Genomic DNA, 25,617 nt, shown 5'->3' with positions numbered 1-25,617 from the left:
AGGACTTGAGGATACATTAGAATCTTATTAAAGAATACTCTCTAAACACCTAACTAACTAACTTCTGTTAGCTCCCTCTCCTCATTCGTGGAGGTTTGTTAGGACATCCCCTCCTTTGGAGGGGCTTGGGGAGGCTCTTATTCCTTAGTCAATCTTTCTTGAATAGCCTTGCTCTCTGCCTCGTAACCTGGCTTATTGAGAAGAGCAAACATATTCTTCTTGTAAGCCTCAACACCTGGTTGGTTGAATGGATTAACCTCTTGGACAAGACCACTAATACCGCAAGCTTTCTCGAAGAAGTAGATGAGCTGACCGAGATAATACTCGTTCAATACTGGTACACTCACACGAATATTAGGCACACCACCATCTACGTGAGCCAGACGAGTACCAAGTTCTGCCATCTTGTTAACCTCATCAACACGCTTACCCTCTAAGAAGTTCAAGCCGTCGAGATTCTCATCATCATGTGGGAAGAGCAACTTTGAGTTAGGCTGTTCGATAGATATTACAGTCTCAAAGATAGAACGCTCGCCCTCTTGAATCCACTGTCCCATAGAGTGGAGATCAGTTGTAAAGTCGCAAGCTGCAGGGAAAATGCCCTTGTGATCCTTACCTTCACTCTCACCATAGAGCTGTTTCCACCACTCTGCAAAGTAATGGAGCTTTGGTTGGAAGTTAGCAACTATCTCAATCTTCTTGCCTGCCTGTGAGTAAAGACCTTGACGAACTGCAGCGTAACGTGCTGCGATGTTGTTAGCAAAAGGAACGTCATTAGCCGTCTCCTTCTCCATTACCTGTGCACCCTCAACAAGTTTCTGAATATCGAAACCAGCTACTGCAATAGGCAACAAACCAACTGGTGTAAGAACAGAGAAGCGTCCACCAACATTATCAGGAATGATGAATGTCTTGTAACCTTCCTTTGTTGCAGCAGCACGAGCAGCACCCTTGTGCTCATCAGTGATAGCTACAATAACGTCTTTAGCAGTCTCTTTACCACGTTGCTCCTCACATTGCTTCTTCAAAAGACGGAATGCAAGAGCGGTCTCTGTGGTAGTACCAGACTTAGAAATATTAATGACACCAAACTTCTTATCGCTTAAATAGACGGTAAGTTCAGCGAGATAATCCTCACCAATATTGTTTCCTGCGAACAAGATTGTTGGGTTCTTCTTGTCATTCACAAGCCAAGCAAAACTATTACCTAAGGCTTCGATGACAGCACGAGCACCTAAATAAGAGCCACCGATACCAGCAACAACAACCACTTCACACTTCTCACGAAGAGTGTTGGCTACCGCTTGTATCTGACCAAGGAACTCGGAAGTTATACTTGATGGCAAGTGTAACCAACCTAGGAAATCGTTACCTGGACAAGTGCTCTTCTCCAATGCTTCTTGGGCAGCAGCTACGTGAGGAGCATAGGCCTCTACCGCACCCAAATTCAAAAACTGAGCTGCTTTTGAAATGTCTAACTTAATACTTTCCATTTGTGTTTATCTAAATGAATCTGTTAATAATTTAATCTCTACTTGTGGACTTATACGTTCGTAAAGGATGTTATACACGGCATCTAGGATCGGCATATTTACATGTAGACGGCGGTTAATCTCCTTCATACACTTCGTTCCGAAGTATCCTTCGGCTATCATCTCCATCTCTAATTGAGCCGACTTAACGCTATATCCCTTACCAATCATCGCACCAAAGGTATGGTTACGAGAGAAGTTACTATATCCCGTTACCAACTGATCACCAAGGTAAACGCTATCGATAATAGATCGTTGGATAGGGTTGATTGTCTTTAAGAAACGATCCATTTCTTGCATAGCGTTCGACATTAACACTGCTTGAAAGTTATCGCCATACTTCAGACCAGCACAGATACCAGCTGAAATGGCATATACATTCTTCAAGACAGAGGCGTATTCTATACCGAGAACATCAGGTGATATCTTTGTCTTAACATAATTGGATGCTAACACCTCTGTAAAACTTCGAGCCTTCTCAAGGTCAGAACAACCGACAGTTAGATATGTAAGACGTTCCATAGCAACCTCTTCTGCATGCGAAGGACCACCTATCACTGCCAGATTATTATAAGGAACTTTGTATGCCTCATGGAAGTATTCCGAGCAAACAAGGTTCTCATCAGGCACAATACCCTTGATAGCTGTAACGATAAGTTTCGTATTGAGCTTTGCTTTTAGCTTCTTCAACAAAGCCTTCAAGTAAGGAGATGGGGTCACAAAGACCAATGTGTCATACTCCTGAACAATCTTATTAATATCAGACGAGAAAGTTATCTCATCCATATTGAACCTGACACTCGTCAGATAGGTAGGGTTATGTCCTCTCCGTTTAAACTCTTCTATCCTATCATCACGGCGGAAGTACCACCCTATGTGATGCGTATGTTCCACAACAATCTTAGCGATAGCCGTTGCCCAGCTACCGCTACCAATGATTGCTATTTTACCTATGTTGAACATTCTTCTTAGGTAGTTAAAGGAGGAAGAGGCAACTCTTCACTCCTTCCAATTACTTTCCAGCTTCGTCAATCCACTTCTGGATCTCATCAACAGAAGGCTTCTCATATCCGAGTTTATACTTCTTATTGATCTCACCCAACTTCTGTTGTAAGCCTTGCGCCTTCTCTCCCTTGATATCAGCAATTAGGTTGAAACCTGCCTTACGCAGCACATATACCCAATCTTCTGATACACCAAGAGCAGCCCAATCTTTGATTGAGTCTTGTGGAATCTTTGGTTCCGGCTTCATCTGAGGGAACAACATTACCTCCTGAATGTACTCCTTGCCAGTCATTAACATCACTAGTCTGTCAATGCCGATACCAATACCTGAGGTAGGAGGCATACCATACTGCAATGCACGTAAGAAGTCTTGATCAATGATCATAGCCTCATCATCACCCTTATCAGCCAAGTGCATCTGATCCAAGAAACGCTCCTCTTGATCAATCGGATCGTTTAACTCAGAGTAAGCATTAGCCAACTCTTTACCATTGACCATTAACTCGAAACGTTCAGTCAAGCCTGGTTTTGAGCGGTGCATCTTAGTAAGTGGAGACATCTCTACCGGATAGTCGGTGATAAAAGTAGGCTGAATATAAGTTCCCTCACAGAACTCTCCAAAGATTTCATCAATGAGTTTGCCCTTACCAAAGCTCTCATCTATGGTCTCCATCTTCAACTTGTTCAATGCAATATCACGTATCTCGTCCTCTGATTTACCCTCTAAATCAAAGCCAGTCTTCTCCTTTATTGCCTCAAGAATAGGTAGACGACGGAACGGAGCCTTAAAGCTTATCACCTTATCACCCATCTGCACCTCTGGTTTCCCATTAACGGCAACACAGATCTTCTCGAGTAACTGCTCTGTAAAAGACATCATCCAGTTATAGTCCTTGTACTGAACATAAAGCTCCATACAGGTGAACTCTGGGTTATGGAAGCGATCCATACCCTCGTTACGGAAGTTCTTACCAATCTCGTAAACACCTTCAAAGCCACCAACAATGAGTCGTTTCAAATAAAGCTCAGTAGCGATACGCATGTACATATCAATGTTGAGTGCATTGAAGTGGGTGATGAATGGGCGTGCACTAGCACCACCAGGAATACTCTGGAGGGTTGGCGTCTCCACTTCTGTGTACCCCGCCTCATCAAAGAATTGGCGCATTGTACGCAAGACTGTGGCACGCTTCAAGAAAGTATCTTTAACTCCATCGTTGACAACAAGGTCAACATAACGCTGACGATAGCGTTGTTCTGGGTCTTCAAACTTATCATAAGCCTCGCCATCTTTATACTTCACGATTGGAAGTGGCTTCAAGCTCTTTGAAAGAAGAGTAATCTCTTTTGCATGAATAGATATCTCTCCCATCTGAGTCTTGAACACATAGCCCTTAACACCGATAAAGTCTCCAATGTCAAGGAGCTTCTTGAAGACCTTATTATACAACTCTTTATCTTCTCCCGGACATATATCATCACGGGTAATATATACTTGTATTCTTCCTTTACTATCCTGAATCTCAGCAAAAGAAGCCTTACCCATGATGCGACGACCCATCATTCGTCCTGCAATCGTTACTTCTCTTTGCTCATTCTCATCGAATTGCTCTTTTATATCAGTAGAGTAAGCGTTGGTTGGGAACTCTGCTGCTGGGTATGGATTAATGCCCATCTCGCGCAATTCTTGCAGGCTTTGACGACGTCCAATCTCCTGCTCTGACAATTCTAAAATGTTCATCTTTATAATAAATCGAGTATATTCTTATAATGTGCAAATTTACTAAAATAATCGCAAACAAGGGTGCTTTTAGCCTTTTTTATATTGGCATTGCATAGGAAAGGGATGTTGGCTCTACTCCTCCCAGCTTCCCCTAAGGGAAAGAGTGCCTAACGGAAACCAGTTAGAAAAAGCTCCTTTCACTTTGAAGAGGGCGTTTCCTTGATGCAAAGAGGGCGTTTCCTTGCATTAAAGAAAGCCTCTCTTCATATCGAAGAAACGCCCTCTTCAAATGGAGGAGTGTATCTCTATGTTTTCAGCTTCTTGTTAGTTACCAATGAAGCTATACTCTCATTTTATTTGAAAACACGCCACAAAGTAGGGACAGACGCCCCCGTCTGTCCGCCAAAACACAACCAAGAAGAAGCCTCCCCAAGCCCCTCCAAAGGAGGGGATGTAGCCTACAGGTTGTTATGTAGGGTTTTATAAGCGGACAGACGAGGGCGTCTGTCCCTACTTTGAGAAGCTACATCCAACAAAACAAACAACCTGTTTACCTGTCAACTCGTCTACTCGTCAACTCCCCCAACCACTATTTTGCATCAAAACAAACCCTTTCGGAAAGGATTTCCAGTTGTTTTTAGTATCTTTGCAATACATTAAGTAAGATCGACATGAACGTAGAAAAGATTTGGAATAAGATTAAAGACGCTGACGGATTGAGCCGCACTTTGGGCATGGAGTTTATCTCTACTCCCGAACAAGACACGTTAAAGGCTCGCATGGCAGTGGATGATCGAAATAAACAGCCCTTTGGTTTTCTTTCAGGAGGAGCTTCGTTAGCCTTGGCGGAGAACTTAGCAGGAGTCGGTTCAATGGCTCTCTGCCCTGGAAAGATGGCTTTGGGAATCAATATAAGCGGTAACCACGTGAAGGCAATGCCCTATGGTGGAACTGTAACTGCCTATGGTAAGCTCGTTCATAAGGGTCACACACTGCACGTTTGGCACATAGATATCAAGAATGATGAGGGTGAGCTCATCTCAACCGTACAAGTAACCAACTACGTTATAGCACCGAGAGAGGATTAAATGGACGCATTTTTTATCTATCGTGAGCCTTTCGAGGAAGTCTGTCACTACTATTCTCAACAAGAGGAACCCACTCGTTTAGGTTCACTAACAGAACTTGACGGGCATAAGGGGTTTGTGATTGCACCCTTCGCCAGCAATACTACTCATCCAATCTACTTACTTAACGGACAAAGCGGACAATCATCTGTCTTGCCCTTAGATGGTAGTAAGGGCTTTGAAGCCATTCCGAACGGGCAAGATGAGGCTTATCTGGAGACCTCGGAAATTGACCCTCGTATTCAATACCACAATGACTTCACTTGTTTCCACGATGAATTGAATCGCAAATCATTCCGCAAACTGGTATTGGCACGCACCATCGTGGAGAAGAAAGACGAATTGTTGAGTCCCAGAGAAATCTTTCTCAAGGCATGCGAATGGTATCCACGGTCGTACATTGCACTTTTCTACACTGCACAAACAGGTATGTGGCTCGTGGCAAGTCCTGAGATTCTGCTACGTGGAGACGCTACAAGCTACCAAACAATGGCTTTAGCTGGTACGATGAGATATGAGGGAGAGGATATTCAATGGTCTGAAAAGAACCGAGAAGAGCAACAATTAGTTGCCGATTACATCCGAACTTGCTTACAGCCGTTCGCTATCGACATCACTGAAAGCGAACCTTTCACTTCTCGTGCAGCCCATCTAGCTCATCTAAGAACCGATTTCTCTTTCCGACTCAAGGACACACAACGCCTTGGAAGTTTCCTAACTGCCTTTCACCCAACGCCTGCCGTGTGTGGTATTCCTAAGGAGGAGGCACACAAATTCATCCTTCGTAACGAGCATACTGACCGCCTTTATTATAGTGGTTTCAGTGGTTTATTGGGGAATGATGGGCTTGCTAAACTCTATGTAACACTCCGTTGCATGCACATCACTCGATCGGCTTGTCAGCTCTATGCGGGTGGTGGATTGTTAAAAGAGAGCATAGAAGAGAACGAATGGCAAGAGACAGAAGCAAAGCTCGCCACAATGCGACAGCTTATTCAGCAATAAAAGAGAATCAACTAACCCTCAATACAACTTATTGATAATGTATAGTAGCAAGGAGAACGTTAATATATTAACCGCCTTACTGGTGAAGTTTGGAATTTCAAAGGCCGTTGTCTGCCCCGGTTCACGTAACTCTCCTATCGTGCATAACCTATGTACTTGCCCTGATATTGAGTGTTTTCCTGTAACGGATGAGCGGTCGGCTGGCTTCGTCGCATTAGGTATGTCATTAGCAGATAATGAGCCCGTTGCACTTTGTGTAACCTCTGGCTCGGCACTATTAAACGTTGCCCCTGCAGTGGCAGAAGCCTTTTATCAGAAACGCCCGTTGGTGATTATCTCTGGAGATAGACCTGCACAATGGATCAATCAACAAGATGGTCAAACATTACAACAGCATGGGGCTTTAGAACCAAACGTCCGTAAAAGTGTGACACTACCTGAACCACACAACGAAGAGGAACGCTGGTATTGCAATAGATTGGTCAATGAGGCTCTCAACGCAGCCTTATCTCAAGGGTTCGGACCCGTACACATCAATGTTCCTATTAGTGAACCTCTTTTTGAATATGACGTCCCCAACCTCCCTAACGAGCGTCAAATCACCTTGCACGAGTCCGTTTCTGACAATGCTGTTAGCTATGAACTGGCAGCAGAACTACTGCAAAGTGAGCGTCCAATGATTGTTCTTGGACAGATGACTCCTGAGGTTGTTGGGGAAACAATGGAGACTCTTGAGGTGTTGAAAAGCACTGCTGTGGTCATTCAAGAGAAGTTGGCAGACGATAGTATTAGACCTGCTCTCCCCATCGATGAGGCATTGATAAGGATAGGTAACGATGAGTCTTATCGTCCCGACCACCTTATATATATAGGAGGGACGCTGGTTAGCAAACGACTGAAGCAGTTTTTACGAAAGTGCCAACCACAGGTTTCTATCGTTGTAAACGAGAGTGGGACTTGTTGTGATACCTTCATGCACCTAACGGACATCATTCAATGTTCGCAGGCAGAGATGATTGGTATCCTTGCTAACGAAGTGGATGACATGAGAGAGAAACCTTTTGTGACGCAATGGAACAACGTTTTCAATGAAGCCTACGCCATTCGAAAGAAGATACAACCCCGTTTTTCACAATTACTAACCGTTAAAACTTTCCACGAGACCATCCGAAAAGAAGGTATTGATGGTGAGTTTTTCTACGGAAACAGCTCTGCTGTACGATTGGGAAACATCTTCTCTGATCAATACATCTATGTGAATCGTGGCGTGAATGGCATAGAAGGCTCGCTGTCAACGGCTGTTGGATATGCTATTGCACATCAGGAAGAAGAGGATGTGTACTGTGTTATCGGTGACTTGAGCTTCTTTTACGATCAAAATGCACTTTGGAATCAATGCTTATCACCAAATCTTGGGATCTTACTACTCAACAATGGAGGTGGAGGAATATTCCATCAATTACACGGATTAGGCTCTTCTCCATTCCGAGATGATATAATTGCTGCACATCATAATACTTCCGCTGAAGCCATCTGTCAAGCCCATGACATCGAATACATGGCTGCACACAATGCAGAAGAGTTGTCGGAACGCCTAAAGGACTTCTTCAATGCAGAGGAAGGTCCTGTACTCTTGGAGGTTTTCACTAACCCCGAAGAGGATGCACAAGCAATGGAAGACTATTACAAAGCCTTTTCCTAGCCAAGAGAAAACAACTAATTATCATTTAAAAATAAAACTACAAAATAAAAGAAAAGCCTTATGAGCAAAAGAGAATGGAAACCCATCGAGGGCTTCAAGTTTGAGGAAATACGCTTCGAAGAGTTTAATCATATCGCAAAAGTTACCATTAACCGACCTCGCTATCGCAATGCTTTCACGCCAAAGACGGTCTGGGAGATGTCACAAGCATTCAACTACTGTCGCGAAGCACTTGATATTCGAGTGGTCATACTTACTGGTGAGGGTGATAAAGCATTCTGTTCTGGGGGCGACATGCACGTTAAAGGAAGGGGTGGATATGTAGGAGGTGATGGTGTTCCACGCCTTAATGTCCTTGATTTACAGATGCAGATTCGTCGTTTACCAAAGCCTGTTATCGCCATGGTAAATGGTTATGCCATTGGTGGCGGACATGTTCTTCAAGTGGTATGTGACCTCTCCATCGCTTCGGATAACGCCATCTTCGGACAGACAGGACCAAAGGTTGGATCCTTCGATGCCGGTTTCGGTGCTTCGTATCTAGCCCGTATTGTGGGGCAGAAGAAGGCTAGAGAGATATGGTTCTTGTGCCGTCAATACTCTGCAATAGAGGCTGAACGCATGGGATTAGTTAATAAGGTCGTACCCTTCGAACAGTTAGAAGACGAGTGTGTAGACTGGGCTAACACCATGATGGAGCGTTCCCCGTTAGCCTTACGCATGATAAAAGCAGGTCTAAATGCCGAGTTGGACGGTCAAGCAGGTATACAAGAACTGGCCGGGGATGCCACTATGCTCTATTACACACTGGATGAGGCTCAAGAAGGCGGAAAGGCTTTCTTGGAGAAGCGCAAGCCCGATTTCGATAAGTACCCACAATTCCCTTAAGACAGAGGAACCGTGGGGAATAGTGATGGCAGAGTATAAGAAGAACGGAGACTTTAGTAGCATAAGGTTAAAGAGATAATAGGAACAGGAAGAGACAAAGTAACATAAGAACAGAAGAGATAGTAACATAAACCTTGTTCTATAGTAACATAAAATAAAAAGAGCCAATGGAAAGGAAGGAACTAATCGATATCAACGACTTGATATTACAGATCATTAACTGTGCAAAGAACATCCGACGGCAACTGGGACCAGGCTTCCTTGAGAAAGTATATAAGAATGCGATGGTCATAGAACTGCGTAAACTACACCTTAACTATGAGACAGAAAAGCAGATACAAATATTCTATGATGGTATCATTGTGGGTGACTATCGAGCAGACATAATCGTTGACAACAGGCTAATATTAGAACTTAAAGCTACACAAGAACTCTCTATAGCACACGAAGTTCAGCTTGTTAATTATCTAACGTCTACTAGGATTGATGATGGGTTATTGATTAACTTTGGTTCAGACAGACTGCAATTCAAGCGTAAATATCGCTTATATCGCAAATTCTAAGTGGTAAACATGCTTACTTACCATCGACTACCTATTATACAACTATGTTACTTTCAGACTTCTGTTCTTATGTTACTTTGTCTTAATACATCGTTACTAAGTCTCGTGTTCTTATGTTACTTTGTCTTAATATATCGTTACTAAGTCTCGTGTTCTTATGTTACTTTGTCTTAATACATCGTTACTAAGTCTTGTGTTCCTATGTTACTCTGTCTTTGAAATCATTTTACTCTGTCTTTAAAATTACTATGTACGAAATAAAAATATCCTCCCGCACCCTCCACTTCATCACCCCTGCAGGTACATCGAGGGGCATTTACACAACGAGGAAGAGCTTTTATATTATGCTGTCAGACACCAATAAGCCTGGAGTAATAGGCGTTGGGGAATGCGCCACACTCCCCGATTTATCCTGCGATGCCATGTCCGATGAAGAATATGAGCGTAAGTTACGAACCTTCTGTGATGACTTTTGCCATACGGGAAGCATTAACACTAATGCGATGAGGTCTTATCCGTCTATGCTCTTTGGCTTGGAAACAGCAAAGGCACAGCTTGATGCAAACGGAAGTATCGACTTCTTTCACACGAACTTTGGTGCTGGAAAAGAAGGAATCACCATCAACGGACTCGTTTGGATGGGTTCTTTCGATGAGATGTATCAGCGTTTAGAAGAGAAACTAAAGGCTGGCTATCACTGTGTGAAGCTAAAGATTGGGGCGATAGACTTCGCTAAAGAGATTGAACTCATCCGTCACATCCAACAGTCCTTCACACGCACTCAGATAGAACTACGCGTTGATGCAAACGGAGCATTCACTCCTGAAAATGCCATGGAACGCTTGGAAGCATTGGCACAATACGATATCCACTCTATAGAACAGCCTATCCGACAGCATCAATGGGCACAAATGGCACTGCTATGTGACCTCTCTCCACTTCCAATCGCACTAGATGAAGAACTCATCGGAGTGAATAACTATAACGAAAAAGAGCAACTACTCGACACCATCCGACCGCAATATATCGTTCTAAAACCTAGTTTGCATGGTGGGATGGCAGGTGTGCGAGAATGGGTGAAGATGGCTAATCAACGGGGAATAGGCTCTTGGATCACCTCCGCACTAGAAAGTAATGTGGGTTTAAATAGCATTGCACAGCTCACAGCCGATCTATACGGACCTCACATAACAATGCCCCAGGGACTTGGAACAGGACTATTGTTCTCGGATAATATACCCATGCCTCTGACAATCAAAGGTGATCAACTCTGGGTGAAATAATAACGATTAGGGAATCAATCAACAAACAGCAATGACGATAGAAGAGTTTCTTACAGAATGGAATAACGCTGACACGAGAGTGTTAGTGCATACCAGTGGATCAACAGGGAAGCCCAAACCACTATGGGTGGAGAAGTCTCGAATGTTGAACTCAGCACGTATCACCTGTGATTTCCTTCGATTGAAAGCTGGTGACACAGCACTCCTTTGCATGCCTCTGGACTATATTGCAGGTAAGATGGTTGTAGTTAGGAGTCTTGAAAGAAACTTACGATTAATCAACGTAAAGCCCTCTGGTCATCCGCTCTCTGACGATTCTCTCCACCAAGCCAACGCCCTTCATGAAGAGATAACATTTGCAGCTATGGTTCCACTGCAGGTTTATAATTCCCTACAAGTGCCTCAAGAACGAGAGAGGCTACGCAAGATTAAACAATTAATCATCGGTGGTGGAGCCATTGATGACCATCTCGCCGAAGCATTAAAAGACTTCCCTCATGCAGTGTGGAGCACATACGGAATGACGGAAACGCTCTCCCACATTGCCTTACGACGCTTGAATGAAGATTCAGCAAGCGATTGGTACGAACCATTCGATAGCGTGGAAGTGAGTCTAAATACGGATGGTTGTCTGGTTATCAACGCCCCAACGGTCTGTTCGCAACCCTTGGTAACGAATGATAGAGCCGAACTCCAAAAGATGAAATCACCGAGCGGAAAGGGCAATCGAATGCATTTTCGCATCCTCGGGAGGCGTGATAATGTGATTGATTCGGGCGGTATCAAGATACAAATAGAGGAAGTAGAACGTGCCTTGAAAGCTCATCTTACAGGGGAATATGCCATTACGAGTATAAGAGACGAGAAGTTTGGCGAGCTTGTTGTACTACTCACTACAGACGAAGATACCAATGCGATCAGTGCGATCTGCCAACGCATCCTCCCTAAGTACTGGCAACCACGCCTTATCCTCCACACTGCTAATATCCCACAAACAGCCACGGGGAAACTCGCACGTGCGGAGATTAAGGCATTGGCAGCCATGCTCTGTCAATAAAAAGAGCGTGACCTATTTCACAACATGCCAATCCACATGCTCTTCTGTCATGGCTACATTCTCTTCACGAAAGCTAAGTCCATGGGCTTTCGGTCCCTCAATAGCAATCTCCACCATGGTTTTCACATTCCGTTTCAAGGTCAGATTCTTTTGTTCCTGTACGATGGTTCCATCCGCCTTAGTCCACTTTATACCAAAAGGAACTACCTCTTGATAACCGTCTTTACAGGCTTCGACTATATCACTAAAGGCATAAATACTGCCATCATTATAGACAGACTGAGTGCTTTTCCGGCTTAACTTCCAACCGAGATAACTAATCTCTAACGTTCCTTCCTCTGGTGGTGTAATCTTAAAATGGAGCCCAAATACAGCTCGCCGCATGTCTATCGTGAGCGCATCGGAGGCTTTCGGATTAATGTCTTCCAATGTTCCATAGAACTTCATAACCCTTGGATAACGTATTGTCTTAGTTTCCGAGATATTCGTTTCACCCTTTTGAATATTCCCCAAGTTGTCCTTCTTCGACATTACAAACTTATTGGTTACTTTCGTTGGGAGGTCTGCTCCGTGCAAGAAAGGTGCTAGATAAGCTCCGTCCTTATTATATATATGGTCGTCACCTTCCACTACCTCCAAACATTCTATCCTATAGCTATTGTCTTCAAACATCCTTATTGCCATCTTATCGGCATCGGAGAACAAGCCATAAGCATACTTTTCATATACGGTAGAACCCGCTTTTTGCTCGTAGATATTCAATGCATAGAGCTTCACCTTACCCTCTTTTTGCTTGCCACCTACCCTCGATAACGTACAAGAAGACTTACTAAGTAAAGGCTCATCCGATGTTTCCATGCTCAATTCGGTTGGATGAATCCTTACAACGCGAGTAACTCTATGCCGCTCCTTGTCCGACTTCTTCTTTCCATCAGGGTTGTCGATTACAGCTTTCTCACAGGCTATGAACAATAAGGAACATAACAGGATACACATCCAAGTAATTTGTTTCTTCATAATAAAAAGGTTTCTTTAGTATTGTTAGACATAATTAATTACCGCTTGCAAGATAGATATTTAAAAGTAAGAACGCAAACGATTAGTTAATTACTTAACGTTAATTAACTCTTTAAAGCGTATTATAAGGAAACCTCATAAGCATCAATTCTGTTAGAGGTAACAGACCTTAAAACAAGAGACTTCGGTAGATGGAAAACAAGGAGAGCCTTTCTTGCATATAAAGAGGGCGTCTCTTGGCATAAAGGAAAGCCTCTCTTCGAGGTAAGAAGGGCGTCTGCTCATTTACACCAACCGTACTCCACTAACCTTAAAAACTTATTCGTTTGTTTGTTCTAACCATTATTTTTTCCTAAATTTGCAGTCGCAAAACCAATACGTAATTATTAAATGGACGATTATCACGCGAAAACTTTCAATCAATAAGCGTGAGGATTGCAACGAGATTGCTAATCCCCACACTTATTAAACATGGAGATTAGCAAATGAAGACATATTGGAATATCAATAGAACCTTGAGCCCCATTAAGGAATGGCAACCTAATTGTTGGATTCAAGTAACCTGCCCAACAGAGCAAGATCAGCAAGAACTGGAAGATACATATCATATCCCTGATTACTTCCTATCGGATATCAGCGATACTGATGAGCGTGCCCGTTATGAATATGATGACGGTTGGATGCTTATCATCTTGCGTATCCCCTACGTTAAAGAAATACGGTCGCGAACACCATACACAACCGTTCCTTTGGGTATTATACATAAACGAGATGTGACCATCACTGTATGTAACTTCGAGACCAATATGATGCTTGACTTTGTTAGTTATCAGCAGAAGAGAAATGCTGGATTCACCGACTATGTGGACTTAATCTTCCGCCTCTTTCTATCTTCAGCAGTATGGTACTTGAAACGACTCAAGCAGATTAATACACTCATCGAGAAGGCTAAACGCAATCTTGATAAGGGTGTTGATAATGAGAGTTTGATAGGTTTGAGTAGGCTACAAGACTCTCTCACCTATTTCATCACATCCATTCGTGGCAACGAGAACCTACTTGCTAAGCTGAAATTCAAGCTACAAGTTGATGAGCTGGATGCCGACCTTATCGAGGATGTAAACATCGAGATGTCACAGGCGAGAGAGACTACTAGTATCTATTCGGACATCTTGGAATCAACGATGGACACGTATTCGAGCATTATTAACAACAACATGAACACCGTGATGCGTACACTTACTTCGGTGTCAATAGTCATGATGTTGCCAACGTTAATATCCTCCCTCTTTGGTATGAACCTTATTAACGGTATGGAAAGAAGTACATGGGGTTTCCCCATAGCGATGCTCTTATCCGTTGTAGTTTCCGCTGCTTCATGGTGGATTTTACGCCGTAAACGTTTACTTTAGAGGTTAAGTACGAAAAAACAAGATAATTATTAGGTACATTCAGAGATTTTATCTAAGTTTGCACTTGATATTCTATAACATGGTAACGAATGCCCTATATTAATTGAGTTATTTGTTATCTAATTTGCGGAAAACCCGAATCACAAACAAAAAGTGGAATGATGGACTCTCAAGAAAATGCCCTGAATCAGGGTACAGAAGAAGTAAAGTTGTCTGAAGAAACTGTAGCTAAAGCTCCAGCAGAGCAGAATGAAGTCACAGATGAAGACCTAAATCAGCCAACTGAAACACAATCTAAGTGCGAAGCGGAAGCCAATACTGCGAAGACATATAGCACAAAGAAGGAGATCATAGAGCGACTTAAGGCTATTGTTGATAGTGATGAGACCCCAGAGAAAGCTGAGGTTGAACATTTGAAAACTGTATTCTATAAGCTGCACTTCGCTGAACGTGAAGCACAGCAGAGGGCTTATATAGAGAATGGTGGCGACCCCGAGAAGTACCAAGTACTTCCAGATGAGGATGAAGAGGTATTTAAGGCAGAGATGACCATCATTAAGGAGAAGCGCCAAAAGGCATTCCTTGCACTTGAAGAAGAGAAGCAGAAGAACCTCAAGAAGAAGGAGGCTATCATCGAGAAGATCAAAGCGATGGTTACAACTCCTGATGAGGCAAACAAGAACTTCCCTGTATTGAAGACCTTACAACAGGAATGGAAAGAGATCAAAATGGTTCCTGCAGAGAAGGCAAACGAGCTATGGCGCAACTATCAACTCTATGTTGAGCAGTTCTACGACTTGTTGAATCTGAATCGCGAAGCACGTGAATACGATTTTAAGAAGAATCTTGAGAAGAAAACGAAGCTGTGTGAAGCAGCAGAGAAGTTGACAGAAGAGAAGGATGTCATCAGTGCTTTCCATCAGTTACAAGAACTTCATCAAGAGTATCGCGAGACGGGACCTGTTGCAAAAGAACTTCGCGAACAGATTTGGGCACGCTTTAAAGCAGCAAGCACTATTATCAACAAGCGTCACCAACAGCACTTTGAAGCTATCCGCAATAGCGAAGAGGAGAACCTTACAAAGAAGACTGCTCTATGCGAGAAGATCGAAGAGATCGTCAAACAAGAGAATAAGACGTCATCCGATTGGGAGAAACATACAAAGGAGATTATCGCTCTTCAACAGGAATGGAAGACGATTGGCTTTGCTCCACAGAAGATGAACGTAAAGATCTTCGAACGCTTCCGTGCGGCTTGTGATGACTTCTTTACACGCAAAGGCGAGTTCTTCAAACAGTTGAAAGCACAATTTGCTGAAAACGCAGAGAAGAAGAAAGCACTCGTTGAAAAGGCACAAGCTCTGACCGATTCTACCGATTGGAAAGCTACATCCGATAAGCTCATCGCATTGCAAAAGGAGTGGAAAACGATTGGCATGGTACCTAAGAAAATCGGTGATCAGCTTTGGAACGACTTCCTAACAGCTTGCAACCACTTCTTCGAGGCGCGTAACGCAGTACACGCAGGGGCACATAGTGAGGAACGTGAGAACCTTGGAAAGAAGAAGGAGATTATTGCTCAACTAAAGGAATTGTTTGATAAGACCGAAGAAGGCATCTTAGAGAAGGTTCAACAGCTCACCGAGGAATATAATAAGGTAGGACATGTACCTTACAAGGAGAAGGATAAGTTGTATAAGGAGTATCATGAGGTACTCGATAAGTTGTACAAAGACCTTCACATATCGGCATCTCGCAAGCGTGTAGATAATTTCCGTAACAACTTGAAAAAGGTGGCTAACCGTGGTGTTGACGCTCTTGATAACGAGCGTGGTCGTTTGATGCGCCGCTTCGAACAGCTCAAACAGGAGATTAACACCTATGAGAACAACCTCGGTTTCTTGAGTATCAGCTCTAAGAAAGGCAACAGTCTCATTGATGAAATGAACCGCCGTATCGAGAAGCTCAAGAATGATATGAACGAAGTGAAGCAGAAGATAAAGGCTATCGACGCAGAGAATAAGTAAATGATTATTGTATGCAAAGATAGTAGAAAATACTAACGAATAAGGAAAGATGGGATATGCCAATAGTAGCATATTCCATCTTCTTTTATGTCCTACTATTATATATACAAGATGATAAGGCGTTTTTCCATATTAGGATTGGGCTTCGACACACGTGATAAACTGTTTATTGTCACTCTATCAACAGGAGTTAGCAATGCAGTATATACCAATTATAAATAAAACTAAATTTATTTTGCACTTCATGCCATTTGCGTTAACTTTGCAACTCATATTATATAACGAGACTGAATGAAAGAAACTAAAAGATTAGTAGAGCTTATTACAAAAGGAATCCAAGATAAGAAGGGACATGGCATAGTAATTGCAGATCTATCAGGGATTGATGGTACCATCTGTAACTACTTCATCATCTGCCAGGGTAACTCAACCCAACAAGTTGAAGCCATTGCTGAATCGGTAAGCGATTATGTACGTGAGACGATTGGTGAGAAGCCTGTCAACTGTGCAGGACTTGGTAATGATCAATGGGTAGCGATAGACTATGTGGATGTAATCGTCCATGTATTTCTTCCAGAGACACGTGCTTTCTATGACATAGAACACCTATGGGAGGATGCTAAGTTGCTTACTTACCAGACATAGATTAGGTATAAAGCCATCTAATCACCCATTTATTATTTCATAATTAATCAAACTTCAACAATGGACAATTCATCCCCCAACAACAATCCCAATATGCCTAAGATGCCTAAGTTCAATATGAACTGGCTGTACGTATTGGTCATCATTGCCCTCGGAGTAGTATTCTTTGCTGGTGGCAATGGCTTTTTATCAAGCAGCGTAGGCGTTGACAGAGATTACACAACATTCAAGCAATATATTGCCAAAGGCTATGGTACGAAGGTAGTCATTAACAAGAGCGACAACACCTTGCGTATGTTTGTTAGTCCAGACCACATCCGTGACATCTTCAAACAAGGAACACAACAGGTAGGTAAGGCTCCATACGTAAACGTTGAGATTGGTTCTGTAGACAAGGTAGAAACTTTCTTAGATCAAGCTGTAGCCCAGAAGAAGATAGCCAGCTATAGTTATGAGAACAAGTCTGGCAATGGCTTGATGGATATTCTTATCTCTATAGCCCCTTGGTTAGTATTCTTTGGAATATGGTACTTCCTTATTCGCCGTATGGGAGGCGGTGCCGGAGGTGGAGGAGGCGTCTTCAGTGTGGGCAAGTCAAAGGCTAAGCTCTATGAAAAAGCTAACGAAATGGGAATAACCTTTAAGGATGTTGCAGGTCAGACTGGCGCAAAACAGGAGGTACAAGAGATTGTTGAGTTCTTGAAGAACCCAAAGAAATACACCGACCTCGGTGGTAAGATTCCTAAGGGAGCACTGCTGATTGGTCCTCCAGGAACGGGTAAGACATTGCTAGCAAAGGCTGTTGCTGGTGAGGCTGGCGTACCTTTCTTCTCTATGAGTGGTTCCGACTTCGTTGAAATGTTCGTCGGTGTTGGTGCGAGCCGAGTGCGTGATGTCTTCCACCAAGCTAAGGAAAAGTCACCTTGTATCATCTTCATTGATGAGATTGATGCCGTTGGTCGTGCCCGTTCAAAGAACCCTGCAATGGGCGGTAATGACGAACGAGAGAACACACTTAACGCCCTACTCACAGAGATGGACGGCTTCGGCACAAACTCTGGTGTGATTGTTCTCGCAGCAACCAACCGCGTTGACATGCTTGATAAGGCTTTGCTTCGTGCAGGACGATTCGACCGCCAGATTCACGTAGACCTACCTGATCTACCAGAGCGTAAGGACATCTTCCTCGTTCACATGCGTAACTTGAAGCTCGACAAGAACCTTGATATCGACCTCTTAGCACGCCAGACGCCAGGATTCTCTGGTGCCGACATTGCCAATGTATGTAATGAGGCAGCCCTTATCGCAGCCCGCCACGACAGCAAGGAGGTAGCAAAGCAAGACTTCTTAGATGCTGTTGACAGAATCATTGGTGGTTTGGAGAAGAAGACAAAGGTAATGACTGCCGAAGAGAAGCGCACTATCGCCCTCCATGAAGCAGGTCACGCCACAATCAGTTGGTTCTGCGAACACGCCAACCCATTGGTGAAGGTGAGCATAGTACCACGTGGTCAGGCTCTCGGCGCAGCATGGTATTTGCCAGAAGAGCGTCCTATCACAACCAAAGAACAGATGTTAGATGAAATGTGTTCATTGCTCGGTGGTCGTGCAGCAGAGGAGCTATTCACTGGTCATATATCAACTGGTGCAATGAACGACTTAGAGCGTGCAACCAAGAGTGCATACGGTATGATTGCCTACGCAGGTATGAGCGACCGCTTGCCAAATATCTGCTATTACAATAATGACGAGTACAACTTCCAGAAGCCATACTCTGACACAACCGCAAAGATGATCGATGAGGAAGTGCTGAAGATGATTAACGGACAGTACGAGCGTGCTAAGCAGATACTCACCGAACACAAGGAAGGTCATAACCGCCTTGCTCAACTACTCGTAGAGCGTGAAGTCATCATGGCAGAAGACGTTGAAGCGATCTTCGGAAAGCGTCCTTGGGTGAGTCGCACAGAGGAGTTGTTAGACCAAGAGGTTAAGTCGCAACCAAAGTTAGAGGATATGCCTGAAGCTGTAAAACAGGCTCAAGCAGAGCATGAGGCACAGCAGAAGGCACTCAACGACAATGCGACAAAGGCTGAAGATGACATCGAATCAAATAACACTGCAGAATAAATAAGACGCCATGAGTGATAAACTTAAGAACCTAATCGTGCGTGCCCTCACTGGAATCGTATTCGTTGCTATTATGGTGACAAGCATCATCAACCCACTACGACTCACGTGTTTGTTCCTCATCATAACGGGAGCAGCTATGTGGGAATACACGGGATTGGTGAATAAAATAGACGGTGTAAAGGTCAATCGTTTCATCTCTACCGTAGCAGGAGCCTACTTCTTCTGCGCTGTAACAGCTCTACAAGTGAATATGGTGACTGGCTTTATCGTCTTCGTACCGTATGTTCTCACACTTATCTACCTCTTCGTGGCGGAGCTCTACCTACAGAATAAGAATCCAATGCATAGTTGGGCTTACACAATGTTAGGTCAGATGTACATTGCCTTCCCCTTCTCAATGATGAACGTGTTAGCCTTTCAGCAGAAAGGCTATGGTATGACAACCTTCGATTATCTCTTACCATTGAGCATATTTATCTTCCTTTGGGCAAATGATACGGGTGCTTATCTTAGTGGCTCACTCTTTGGCAAGCACAAACTCTTCCCACGCATCAGCCCGAAGAAGAGCTGGGAAGGAAGTATCGGAGGGGGTATCCTCGTACTGATTATCGCTGGCGTGATAGGCTATTATGCTAATTCAGGCAATAACACTCACCTCCTCAGTATGCCAGAATGGATTGGGCTGGGGCTGGTTGTCGTTATCTTTGGAACATGGGGCGACCTTGTTGAGAGCCTGCTCAAGCGCACTATCGGCATCAAAGACAGCGGTAATATCCTACCAGGACATGGCGGAATACTCGACCGATTCGACTCATCGCTCTTAGCAATACCCGCCGCAACGGTCTATCTTTACACCCTGTCTATATGCTAAGAAGATAGATAAAACCATCTCTAATGTAGATGTTTAAATACCAATCAAGTAAGGACAAACGAAACTGTCAGTCCTTACTTGATTGCTTTTTACCCACTTCGTCCAGCCCTCACTCCTCTCACTTCGTGCGTTAGCATATAGGATGAACGGAGGAAGGAAGTGCCATCTCTCAAGAAATATAACGTCACTTTAACCGATGAAACATACAACTTAGCTTTTTGTACACACCTGTACAATCCATTATCACGCGGGGTACAATCAATTGTCACGCTGGGTACAATCGATTATACAGCCGTGTATAATTGAGTATCACGTATGTGATACTCGAATATCATCAGCGTGATACTCGAATATCATACGAGTGATACTTGAATATCATACGAGTGATACTCGAATATCATACGTATGATACTCAATTATACAGTTGTGTAGAATCAGGTATAATACAGAGTTTAACCCGTCTAACTAATGACTACAGTCACACATTCAATATGAATCAAAACCTCACAATAGCCTATCTTAAAGAGGCATTCACGCACTATAATCAGCTGATCTTTCAAGGGAAACTTCCCTTGCCTGCGCTTAAATTGTCGAGAGGCAAGACCCGTCTCGGACAGATGGCATGCAAGCGACGAACGCATTGGAGGCGCACCATTTACTCCGATTACACCATTTCCATCTCCACATACTATGCGTTAAACAAGGAGGAGATTGATGATGTGCTCATCCATGAGATGATACATTATTATATAGCTTACACGGGGCAAAAGGATACTTCGGCACATGGCGTTATCTTCCGTCAGATGATGGCTGACATTAATCAGCATTTCGGTAGGCACATTACCATATCCACACGAACAAAGGATATTCCTACTCGCATTGCACAAAAGCCTAAGAAGTTTCTCGTGGTGGCATTAGAGACGATTGACAAGCAGTACTTCCTCTCTTCTGTTATGCCGTCAGCTGCAAGAAAGGTAGCCAATATGATTAGTCGAAGTAGGGAGATTAAGAAGTATAACTGGTATTACACTTACGACGAATACTTCCGTGACATGCCTCGTGTTCGGTCGCTCCGCGGTCGTAAGGTATCACTGGAAGTATATATAGAAATGAGGAGTAAGATGGAACGCATAGAATAGGTTCCATCTTACCAAACTATTAGGACAAAGGCTGGCGATAACCTTTATTCTGTTTCAAACTCTTATTCAATGCCATAACACGAGTTGGGATGGGGAACACGATAGTGTGCCGATCCGCCTCACCTGTGCTATTTGTCTTCTGGTCATACACCCGATGGAACAGGTCATAGCGTATGAGATCATTCCGCCTCCAGCCTTCCCACATCAGTTCCATCAGTCTTTCGGCAAGGATGTTATCGAGGGTAGCTTGCCTATACCCCATCCCACTGCGTTGGCGAACAGCATTTAGTTCGTTATCAGCAACCTCCCCGTTACGCGCTTTTGCTTCTGCCTTCATCAAAAGCACATCGGCATATCTGAAGAGTACGATATCGTTATCAGGGCTCTTACCATCGTTATATGCGTTCCTATCCACCTCGTATTTCGCCATACGGGCACCTGCTGTCTTGATAAATGGGCTATTCGTTAAATTCACCTCAACAGCCAATGGCATGTAGACAAGCGGTTCGCCATCTTCAAGACGTACAATCTTCCCATCGACGCGCACCGTGTCAGAATATAAATTAGCTGTATATCGCTTGTCAACCTGGCTCGTTCCGTAACCGAAAGTACGCACAGCGGTAAGCGTTGCACAGGCACCATTCTCAGAGGAAGTGCCCACTGCGCCACCATGCGCATAGTGACGAGAGCGGAAAAGATACTGAAATTGATTCTTATAGAGTATCTTGTTCATCGGAATCACAAATATATTCTCTACTGATGTCTCATTGTGTACGGCGAAGTTACTGCTATAATCGCTTGCTAACGTGTAGCCGTCTGCCGTTATCTTATCGCAATAATACTGGCAAGCCTGCCACGCATTCAGCTGCTGCCCATCAATGGTGAAGAAGATATTAGTCCCATTGGGACGCTGGTTGTCAGTCCAATCAGCATCCGTATATACCTCCGCATTGAGCATTAACTTAGCCAACAGGAAGTCAGCGACAGGCTGTGTGACACGCCCATAATAGGCTCCTTCCAAGTTACTATGTTCCTTCGGCAGGAATGGTTCGGCCTCTTGTAGCTCTTTGACAATGAAGTTGAATACTTCAGGTCGACTACTCTGCTTGCTGTCCTTCATGTTATCAATCGTGCTGGTAGCTAAAGGTACGTTACCAAACATATCCATGATATAGAAGTAGAACAATGCTCTCAAGGCTCTCACCTCTGCCTGATAGGAAGTGTATTGGCTCTCGGTGAGCAAGTCTCGCTTCTTATCTATGATTCTCAAAGCGTCATTACAGAACACAACCACCTTATAAAGATACTTCCATGTGTCGTAAAGCGACTGGTCATCAGCCGTCCAACGATGCAGATAAAGGTTCTCCCAGAAGCCTCCATCGTACCAATCACCCCCTCTAACAGGGATGATTGCCTCGTCTGAAGTCAAGGTGTTGTAATCATAAACGCCCCTATAAGTGCCTTGCAAGCCCTGACTATCGGCATTACCACCAATATAATTATATAACGTGGCAACGGCATTCACATACACATCCTTAGCCGATGTGAATACTTGGTCTTCGTCCAAACTCCCTTTAGAGTGCTCGTTCAAGCAACTATAGAATGTCAAGATAGCCACAAAGAGTAGCAAACGTGGAATATATCTCATGCTGTGAAGGGTTTAAAATATTAATAGCTTCCATCAAAACTTAATGCTTAGTCCCACCGAGAAGGTGCGATAAGGAGGATAAGTTCGCTTGTCATCAATACCCAATGTGTTATCTACTACGTAACTATTTATCATTGGTGTCAATCCACTGTAGCCCGTGATAGTAGCAAGGTTATTGATGTTGAATGATAAACGCAACGACTGGATGTACTTGTTTTTAATAGGAGTATTCCATCCAATGGTGAGATAATCGAAGTTAAGATAGTCTCCCTTCTCCAACCAATAGTCGCTCACATTCTGGTCAACGATGTTCCGTTCTGGTGCAACAGACAGTACATTATAATCAGGGAAGTTAGACATATTGAGGTATGAAAGCGTCGTTCCGTTGAATATCTTATGCCCGAAGGCTCCGTTCATCTGCAAGGTTACATCGATATTCTTATATCTGAAGCTGATATTAGAGCCGAGGGTCATCTTTGGAGTAGCCTGTCCTGCAATATAACGATCACCATGATCACTAAGATCTATTGTGCCATTGTTATCTAAGTCAGCAATGTCATACTTCATGTGTCCATGCCCGTTATCAACGAGTCCCTTGCAGTGAGGAAGATAGAAAACGCCCAGTGGCTGCCCAACTATCTGATACAAGATGTGGTTATTACCCCCATGAAAGCCCGCACCATCCATTGCGCCAATAGGAGTAATCTTCGATGCCGTCATCTCGTGACCCTTATAACTACCACTCAAAGACAATAGTTTGTTCTTCTGCCAAGCCATGTTAACATTGATGTTCAGTTCCATATCCTTTCGAGCAATAGGCACAATGCCTATACCAAGCTCAAATCCACTATTCGACATAGAGCCTATGTTCGCCAATAACTTATCAAAGGGGAAGTCAGGAACAGGCACATCATACTCATAAAGCATGGCTGTTGTCTTCGAATAATAGTATTCGGCGGTCAAGAGGAGGCGGTTATTAAAGAAACCCATATCCGTTCCGATGTTGAAAGTACTGCGTACCTCCCACTTTAGATCGGGGTTACTATTACGCAAGATACCCATTGTTGTGGTTGGAGTTCCATTATACGAAACAACCCCAATAGGTGTATATTGCTTTAAAGAAAGGTAAGAGCTGATAGCTCCAAGGTTACCCGACTTACCATAACCAGCCCTCAGATGAAGCAAACTAATCGCTCTCACGTTACGCAGGAATGCCTCTTTCTTCATATCCCACGATGCTGAAATAGAAGGGAAGAAGCCCCATGTGTGGTCTTTACCCACCATTGATGAACCATCGGCACGCATAGACATATTCAGTGTATAGCGATCCAAGAGATTGTAAGAGAGTGTTCCCATGACGGATGCTAAACTCGGATCAGCATAGCTACTACCCGTTCCCTCATAAGGTCGGACGGCTCCCGCACTGAGATTATCATAGCCGAATAGGTTACTAGTCAATCCCTTTACTTCTGTCCAGAAAGCCCTTGTCTTGCTCTGTTGATATTCGCCCAAAAGGGTGGCAGAGAGGGCTTGATTGTCCCAACTATGCTTCCAATCAAGTTGAAGATTACCTAACAGATCCTCCGTCTTACGCTCTCCTCTATAGGCTCTTCCTTGTGCCCATACCCATGTAGGAGCGAACTTTCCATTCTCAGTTGATGTATAGGAATAAGAGCCCAAAGCCGATAGCTTCAAGTCATGTGACAGCTGATATTGTAATTGCAAATGGGTATTGAAAGTTAGATTCCGCTCATCGTTACGCTCCTTTAATAGCGGTGCGGGTGCAGCAATCTGCGATGAGTTGCTATTGCGTTGCCACCCATCTCCAACCTTATGAAAGGCTAATGTAGGATTCATAGACGCTGCTGAATAGACAAGCATGTGCAGGTCATAGACCTTATTATCCTGTTGAGACGAGCCGAAGACACCAAAGTCTATCTTTAACTTCTCGTCGAATGCCAGTTGAGAGATGTCTAACTTGGCGATGAAGTTGTTGTAGCTTCGATTCTTAATAACGGTTTCTCCACGCATATAACCTAATGACGCACGATAATTCGACTTATCACTACCACCGCTAAAGGCTATATGATGTGTATTTAGGAAGCCCGTTCTGGTAATTTCCTTTTGGAAGTCTGTATCAAAGCCTCCATCATTATAAACCAATCCCAACGCTTTTGCAGCATTTCTATACTCCGTTGCATTCAGCATTCGAAGTTGTTTATAGACAGACTCAAAACCTATAGTTCCATCATAATATATCTGGAACTTACCTCCATGACCGCGTTTCGTCTTTACTTCAATGACACCGGAAGCACCACGAGAACCGTACTTTGAAGTTTCTGAAGCATTCTTCAAGACTGTGAAACTCTCAATATCTGCAGGGTAGATAGTCGAGAGTGTGGCTAAGTCGGAAGATACTCCATCAATGATAACGAGCGGGTCGTTGCCACCAGTTAATGACGTAGTACCACGGACACGCACACTTGTGAGCATTGCCATCCGGTCTTGTCCGTTAGATACCATATTAACACCCACGACCCTACCTGATAGAGCGTCAAGTGCCGAACTTACCAATCCTTTATTCATTTGTTCTGCTCCCACCTTTGCCATAGAACCAACGATTGGCAAGGTATCATTTATGTGGAATAAAGGTTGCGTTTGAACTTTTCGAGTGCTTCTATGTCCCTTCTGCGCTTGTGCTACCCCTATTGAATGGGTCAACAAAAGGCAACAAGCAAGTGAACGTACTATGATGTACCGACTAGTCATATTATGGATAATAAATGTTATGTATGCCGTTCTATGTAGCAAATATACATAAAATTTGATAGATAAAACGC

The 25,617-nt window shown here is 43.6% G+C and carries 19 protein-coding genes; 13 read left to right on the top strand and 6 right to left on the bottom strand.

What is annotated here, in order from left to right; translation table 11 throughout:
• Positions 1-137 precede the first annotated feature (137 nt).
• Genes J5A55_RS01710 through lysS form a run of 3 tightly spaced genes read right to left on the bottom strand, consistent with a single transcriptional unit; the run spans position 138 to position 4,278 of the window.
• Positions 138-1,493, bottom strand: coding sequence for a glucose-6-phosphate isomerase (locus tag J5A55_RS01710; protein ID WP_004382430.1), 1,356 nt, complete (start codon positions 1,491-1,493; stop codon positions 138-140).
• A 6-nt stretch (positions 1,494-1,499) separates the two neighbouring features.
• Positions 1,500-2,495 carry an NAD(P)H-dependent glycerol-3-phosphate dehydrogenase gene (locus J5A55_RS01705; RefSeq protein WP_004382429.1) on the bottom strand — a complete coding sequence of 332 codons (996 nt, stop codon included), beginning with the start codon at positions 2,493-2,495 and terminating at the stop codon, positions 1,500-1,502.
• Between the two features lie 49 nt (positions 2,496-2,544).
• Positions 2,545-4,278 (bottom strand): lysine--tRNA ligase, encoded by a 1,734-nt coding sequence (gene lysS, locus J5A55_RS01700; protein ID WP_004382428.1) that lies wholly within the window; start codon positions 4,276-4,278, stop codon positions 2,545-2,547.
• A 653-nt stretch (positions 4,279-4,931) separates the two neighbouring features.
• Here lysS and J5A55_RS01695 point away from each other — a divergent pair.
• From J5A55_RS01695 to J5A55_RS01665, 7 genes are all read left to right on the top strand, one after another.
• On the top strand, positions 4,932-5,348 hold the full coding sequence (locus J5A55_RS01695) for a PaaI family thioesterase (protein WP_004382426.1): 417 nt from the start codon (positions 4,932-4,934) through the stop codon (positions 5,346-5,348).
• Entirely contained in the window at positions 5,349-6,392 is a 1,044-nt protein-coding gene (locus J5A55_RS01690; protein WP_004382425.1) for an isochorismate synthase, read from the top strand.
• 37 nt (positions 6,393-6,429) lie between these two features.
• Positions 6,430-8,094, top strand: a complete 1,665-nt coding sequence (menD, locus tag J5A55_RS01685; RefSeq protein ID WP_004382424.1) for a 2-succinyl-5-enolpyruvyl-6-hydroxy-3-cyclohexene-1-carboxylic-acid synthase — start codon at positions 6,430-6,432, stop codon at positions 8,092-8,094.
• Positions 8,095-8,154: 60 nt separating this feature from the next.
• A complete protein-coding gene (gene menB, locus J5A55_RS01680) occupies positions 8,155-8,982 on the top strand; it encodes a 1,4-dihydroxy-2-naphthoyl-CoA synthase (protein WP_004382423.1) in 828 nt (275 codons plus the stop codon).
• Positions 8,983-9,149: 167 nt separating this feature from the next.
• The gene (locus J5A55_RS01675) at positions 9,150-9,545 is read left to right on the top strand and encodes a GxxExxY protein (RefSeq protein WP_004382422.1); all 396 of its coding nucleotides are present in this window, start codon (positions 9,150-9,152) and stop codon (positions 9,543-9,545) included.
• 248 nt (positions 9,546-9,793) lie between these two features.
• Positions 9,794-10,828, top strand: a complete 1,035-nt coding sequence (locus J5A55_RS01670) for an o-succinylbenzoate synthase (RefSeq protein WP_039850928.1) — start codon at positions 9,794-9,796, stop codon at positions 10,826-10,828.
• A 31-nt stretch (positions 10,829-10,859) separates the two neighbouring features.
• Positions 10,860-11,885: an AMP-binding protein gene (locus tag J5A55_RS01665; RefSeq protein ID WP_004382420.1), complete on the top strand. Its 1,026-nt coding sequence runs from the start codon at positions 10,860-10,862 to the stop codon at positions 11,883-11,885.
• Between the two features lie 12 nt (positions 11,886-11,897).
• Here J5A55_RS01665 and J5A55_RS01660 read toward each other — a convergent pair whose 3' ends face one another.
• Positions 11,898-12,902: a hypothetical protein gene (locus tag J5A55_RS01660; RefSeq protein WP_004382419.1), complete on the bottom strand. Its 1,005-nt coding sequence runs from the start codon at positions 12,900-12,902 to the stop codon at positions 11,898-11,900.
• Between the two features lie 485 nt (positions 12,903-13,387).
• On the opposite strand from J5A55_RS01660, the gene J5A55_RS01655 reads away from it, so the two are divergent.
• From J5A55_RS01655 to J5A55_RS01630, 6 genes are all read left to right on the top strand, one after another.
• On the top strand, positions 13,388-14,314 hold the full coding sequence (locus tag J5A55_RS01655; protein ID WP_004382418.1) for a magnesium transporter CorA family protein: 927 nt from the start codon (positions 13,388-13,390) through the stop codon (positions 14,312-14,314).
• A 158-nt stretch (positions 14,315-14,472) separates the two neighbouring features.
• Positions 14,473-16,341 carry a DUF349 domain-containing protein gene (locus J5A55_RS01650; RefSeq protein ID WP_004382417.1) on the top strand — a complete coding sequence of 623 codons (1,869 nt, stop codon included), beginning with the start codon at positions 14,473-14,475 and terminating at the stop codon, positions 16,339-16,341.
• Positions 16,342-16,632: 291 nt separating this feature from the next.
• Positions 16,633-16,986, top strand: a complete 354-nt coding sequence (gene rsfS / locus J5A55_RS01645; protein WP_004382415.1) for a ribosome silencing factor — start codon at positions 16,633-16,635, stop codon at positions 16,984-16,986.
• Positions 16,987-17,046: 60 nt separating this feature from the next.
• Positions 17,047-19,116, top strand: coding sequence for an ATP-dependent zinc metalloprotease FtsH (gene ftsH, locus J5A55_RS01640; protein WP_039850924.1), 2,070 nt, complete (start codon positions 17,047-17,049; stop codon positions 19,114-19,116).
• Positions 19,117-19,126: 10 nt separating this feature from the next.
• Positions 19,127-19,990, top strand: coding sequence for a phosphatidate cytidylyltransferase (locus tag J5A55_RS01635; protein WP_004382413.1), 864 nt, complete (start codon positions 19,127-19,129; stop codon positions 19,988-19,990).
• A gap of 491 nt (positions 19,991-20,481) precedes the next feature.
• A complete protein-coding gene (locus J5A55_RS01630; RefSeq protein WP_004382412.1) occupies positions 20,482-21,129 on the top strand; it encodes a SprT-like domain-containing protein in 648 nt (215 codons plus the stop codon).
• Between the two features lie 19 nt (positions 21,130-21,148).
• Here the strand turns inward: J5A55_RS01630 and J5A55_RS01625 are convergent, their stop codons facing one another.
• Both J5A55_RS01625 and J5A55_RS01620 read right to left on the bottom strand, forming a co-directional pair.
• A complete protein-coding gene (locus tag J5A55_RS01625; RefSeq protein WP_004382411.1) occupies positions 21,149-22,777 on the bottom strand; it encodes a RagB/SusD family nutrient uptake outer membrane protein in 1,629 nt (542 codons plus the stop codon).
• Positions 22,778-22,810: 33 nt separating this feature from the next.
• A complete protein-coding gene (locus J5A55_RS01620) occupies positions 22,811-25,546 on the bottom strand; it encodes a SusC/RagA family TonB-linked outer membrane protein (protein WP_155813765.1) in 2,736 nt (911 codons plus the stop codon).
• Positions 25,547-25,617: the final 71 nt, after the last annotated feature.

Origin of the sequence: Prevotella veroralis, assembly GCF_018127765.1 — a bacterium.
GTDB classification, from domain to species: domain Bacteria; phylum Bacteroidota; class Bacteroidia; order Bacteroidales; family Bacteroidaceae; genus Prevotella; species Prevotella veroralis.
This window is presented reverse-complemented; position numbering and strand designations above follow the sequence as displayed.